Annotated in this window: 2 protein-coding genes; both read right to left on the bottom strand. The window is 75.0% G+C overall.

The window, feature by feature from the left end:
* Positions 1–56: 56 nt before the first annotated feature.
* The gene (locus tag A5634_RS29795) at positions 57–3755 is read right to left on the bottom strand and encodes a PE family protein (RefSeq protein ID WP_065142434.1); all 3699 of its coding nucleotides are present in this window, start codon (positions 3753–3755) and stop codon (positions 57–59) included.
* 220 nt (positions 3756–3975) lie between these two features.
* Positions 3976–4680 carry a hypothetical protein gene (locus tag A5634_RS27950; protein WP_065142435.1) on the bottom strand — a complete coding sequence of 235 codons (705 nt, stop codon included), beginning with the start codon at positions 4678–4680 and terminating at the stop codon, positions 3976–3978.
* Between the last annotated feature and the right edge of the window lie 36 nt (positions 4681–4716).

Below are 4716 nucleotides of genomic sequence, written 5' to 3' on the forward strand. Positions count from 1 at the left end.
CCATCGAACCGGCCTTGGTGTCGGGGCTGATGCCCGGATCGCCGTAGGTCGCACCGTCAGCCATCACCACCGGCAGTCCCACTGGACCCAGGATTTAACCCGTCTTTACCCGTAGCCCCGGCCGCACCATTACCACCAGCACCACCGCCACCACCATTAGCGCCAGAACCCACCACACCAGCAGCACCCTTACCCGGCCCAGCACCATCAGCACCACCATCACCACCGAGCCCGATCGCACCCGCATCCCCACCACGACCACCGTTACCACCATCAACATTGGCAGTCGTGCCGTTCGCGCCGTGCCCGCCGTCGCCGGCAGCGCCCGAATCGCCACCCTTGCCACCGGCCCCGCCGAGGCCCGCAGCGCCAGGAGCCGTCCCGGTACCGCGGACGCCACCCTGGCCACCCTCGCCGCCCTGACCGCCGGCACCGCCGCTACCACCGTCCTGGCCGCCGCCGATCCCGTTGCCGTACTTGTTGACCCCTTCGACCCCGTTCGCGCCGGAGATGCCCGCGCCGCCGGTCCCGCCGGCGCCGCCGACACCACCGTTGCTGGCGTCGCCGCCGTTGCCTGTAGCGCCCTTCGAGCCGGCAGTGACGCCACCGGTCCCCGCCTCGCCGCCGACACCGGCGTTGCCACCGTTGCCGCCCTGGCCGCCTTGGCCGCCCTTACCGCCGCCGTATCCGGAGCTGCCGGCATCCGCGCCGTCGTGGCCCGCCGCGCCGGCACCGCCGCCGCCCGCCTGACCCGCATCACCGCCGTCGCCACCGGCGCCGCCGTCACCGACGTGGCCCAGAGCGCCGCCCTTGGCGTTGCTGCCTGCGTTGCCGCCCTTGCCGCCTTCACCGCCCACGCCACCGCCGCCGGCGTTCCCGCCGGTCTTACCGTCGCCGCCAATCTGGTTGGTGGCAAGGCCTTTAGCGCCGTCGACGCCGTCACCGCCGTTGCCGCCGGCACCGCCCTTACCACCGGCGCCACCGTCGCCGGCGTGGGTCCCGACGCCGCCGGAGGCGCCACCGGCGCCGCCTTCGCCGCCCTTACCACCCGCGAAACCATTGGTGCCGCTGGCACCCGCGCCGATGCCGTCGGAGCCGTCGCCGCCGGTCGCGCCATCACCGCCGGCGCCGCCCTTACCGCCGTTACCGATGTTGCCGCCATCGCCACCGGCGCCGCCGTGACCGCCGTTGGCGCCCGCGACGCCGGGGACGTAGTCGGGGCTGTAGCCCGCGCCACCGTCACCACCACTACCGGCCGGGCCCACCACGGGTGCGCCGACATGGCCGTCGGCACCGTGGCCAATTCCGCTGCCGTTGGCGCCGCCGGTGCCGAATGCACCGCCGGTGCCGGCGTCGCCGCCGTCACCGCCACGGCCGCCGTCGAAGTGGTTGGCGCCGCCGTCGGCACCGGTGCCACCATCGCCCGGCCGACCTGCAGCGCCGCCATCGCCGCCGGCGCCACCAGCACCGGAGGCCGCGGCTTTACCGGACCCCAGGACCTGACCGGCGGCCCCGCCGGCTCCACCGTTTCCACCCTTGCCGCCGTTGCCGCCGTCACCGCCGTCGGTGCCCGCCGCACCGGCCGCAGTGCCATCCCGGCCGTCGAGGCCGATGCCGCCGGCCCCACCGTTTCCGCCGCTACCACCGGCCCCGCCGGCCCCGGCGTTACCCGAAATCGAACCGCCGTCACCGCCGTGGCCACCCACACCACCGGATCCGCCGTCGGTACCGTTACCGCCGCTGTCGCCCGGATTGAGACCGTTGGCGCCGGCCTTGCCCGCCGCGCCACTGCCCCCGGCGCCGCCGGCGCCGCCGTTGCCGTAGTTGCCGCCGGCACCACCGTGGCCACCGTTGCCGCCACTGACGCCGGCAACCCCGCCGAGGGATGCGTCGTAACCTGCGCCGCCGTTACCGCCGTTACCGCCGGTGTTGGTGACGGTGGTGCCCGCCTTGCCGTGCGCACCGATGACAGACCCGTAGCCGCCCGCACCACCGGCGGCCGCCCCGGCGCCGTTGTTGCCGCCCTTGCCACCGTTTCCGCCGTCTGGGCTGGCAGCGCTGCCGGCCGCACCATTGCCGCCGTTGCCACCGATGCCACCCGTGCCGCCGTCGCCGCCCGCGCCGCCACGACCGAGGATGCCCGACTCGCCGAACAACAAGCCGCCGCGGCCACCGGCGCCGCCGTTACCACCGTTGCCGCCGATCGAGCCGACGCCGCCGTCACCGCCGTCGGTGCCGTTGCCGCTCGGATACGTGCCGTCGAGACCGTTCGCGCCCTGGGTACCGATGCCGCCCTTACCGCCGACGCCGCCGTTGCCGCCGTTACCGCCATCGCTGAACAGCAGACCGCCGCGACCGCCGGCACCGCCGTTGCCGCCGTGGCCGCCCGCGATGCCGGTGGTGCCGGCCCCGCCGTTGGCACCGTTACCGCCGACGCCGCCGCCGCCGTAGAGCCATCCGCCGTTACCGCCGGTGCCACCGTCGCCGCCGTTGTGACCGGCTCCGCTGGACCCGCCGCTGCCGCCAGTGCCACCGGTGCCCAGCAACCATCCGGCGTTGCCGCCGCCCCCGCCGGTCCCGCCGGCCGCCGCGCCCGCTCCGCCGGTGCCACCGGCCCCACCCGTGCCGTACAGCCCGCCGGAACCGCCAAACCCACCGAGGCCGCCGTTGCCGGTAGTGCCGACGCCGCCTACCCCGCCGGCGCCGCCGGAACTGCCGGATAGCCAGCCGGCGTCGCCACCGCCGCCGCCCGTGCCGCCGACCGAACCGATGCCGCCCGCGCCGCCGGCGCCGCCAGCGCCGGCAAGGAGCCCACCGTGTCCGCCGTGTCCGCCGAAGCCGGCCTGGCCGCCCACGGTCGGCCCTGCTCCGCCGGCGCCGCCAGCGCCACCTGCGCTGAACAGCCAGGCGTCGCCACCTCGGCCACCGCCACCACCGGTGCCCGTCGGGGTGGTGTTGGCACCGCCGGCACCACCCGTGCCGCCGTCGCCGTACAACCAGCCGCCGCCGCCACCGGACGCACCAGCCCCGCCGCTGGCGCCCGACCCGCCGGCACCGCCGAAGCCGCCAGCGCCGATCAACCAAGCCCGGCCGCCGGCCCCACCGATCCCGCCGGTTCCCAGACCGTTCAGGTTGGCGCCGCCGATACCGCCGGACCCGCCGCTGCCGTACAGCCATCCGCCGCTGCCGCCGGCACCGCCGGCTCCACCGTTGGCGGTGGTCGAAGAACCGCCGGCACCGCCGACGCCACCGTTTCCAATCAGACCGGCGTTACCGCCGGCGCCGCCGGCCTGTCCGGCCGCGCCGCCCGCGCCCGCGCCTCCGTTGCCGTACAGCAGACCGCCGGCACCGCCGGCCGCACCCGGGGTGCTGCCGTTCGCGCCGTCGCCGATCAGCGGGCGCCCCAGCAGCGCATAGGTGGGCGCGTTGATCACACCGAGGACGGCCTGCCCGAGTCCCTCCAACGGTGCCGCGCTGGCGGCTTCGGCCAGCGCGTAGGAGCCTGCGCCCGTCGACAGGTTCTGCAGGAACAGTCGCTGGAAGTCCGCCGCCTGCGCACTGATGGACTGATACGCCTGACCGTGGGTGCCGAACAGCGCCGCGATGGCGGTCGACACCTCGTCTTGCGCCGCAGCAAGCAGGTTTGTGGTGGACGCCGCCGCTGCCGCGTTGGCCGTTTCCAGCGCGGCCCCAATGCCGGCCAAATCGGAAGCTGCCGCCGTCAGAATCTCCGGCGTTGCGATTAAGTACGACATGGGAACCGCCCACTCGATAGGTCAGGACCAAAAAGGTCGTGAACATGTCCCCCGGTCACACGGAACGGCTGGACAAACTTACTGATGGTCAAAAGCTGTGAGGATCGTTCGGAAAGTCGCAGTGCGGCGCCGTTGCCAGGGCATAGGTCTGGCACCGCCCCGATTAGGCGGTGCCGGCTTGGCGACTGGATGAACACGGCGGTTTCCGAAACGTCGGCGGCTAACCGTGCGGCCCGGGCGATCCGCCCTGGCCGAATAGTCCGCCTCGACCGCCGGGGCCGCCGGTGCCGTCGGTCCCGTCCGACGCTCCGTGACCACCGGGGGCACCGGCACCGCCGTTGCCGCCGTTGCCGATGAAGGTGGCGTTGCCGCCTGCACCGCCGTTACCGCCGGGTCCGCCGGGGTTGGCACCCAGGTTTGCTCCGCCGGTTCCGCCTGCGCCGCCGGTCCCGCCGTTGCCCCAAATGAACCCGCTGTTGCCGGCCGCGCCACCCTGGCCGCCGGCCGCACCGATGGCGCTGTTTCCAGTACCTCCGGCCCCGCCGTTGCCGCCGCCGCCTCCGCTGCCCAGCAGGAAGGTCGACGCGCCATTGCCGGCGTCCCCGCCGGCCCCACCAGCAGCGGTGAGGCCGCCGAGTCCGCCGCCGCCGCCGGAGCCCCCGAAAGCTCCGTCGCCGAAGATGAATCCGCTACCGCCGGCATTGCCGCCGTGCCCGCCGGCCCCGGCCGACGCGCTCGTCCCCGCATTCCCGCCGGTGCCGCCGGTGCCGCCGTGGCCGCCGGTACCGAAGATCCTGGCTGTGCCACCGCTGCCGCCGGCGCCGCCGTGGCCGCCTGCCGCGGTAAGGGCACCGGTCCCGCCGGCCCCGCCGGCCCCACCGTCGCCGGACGCCGAATAGCAAGCGCGAAAGTGGCTGACTGTCAACTAATCTGACGTCATGCCCACCGCACTCATCACAGG

This window comes from Mycobacterium asiaticum (assembly GCF_001673365.1).
Lineage (GTDB): Bacteria > Actinomycetota > Actinomycetes > Mycobacteriales > Mycobacteriaceae > Mycobacterium > Mycobacterium asiaticum_A.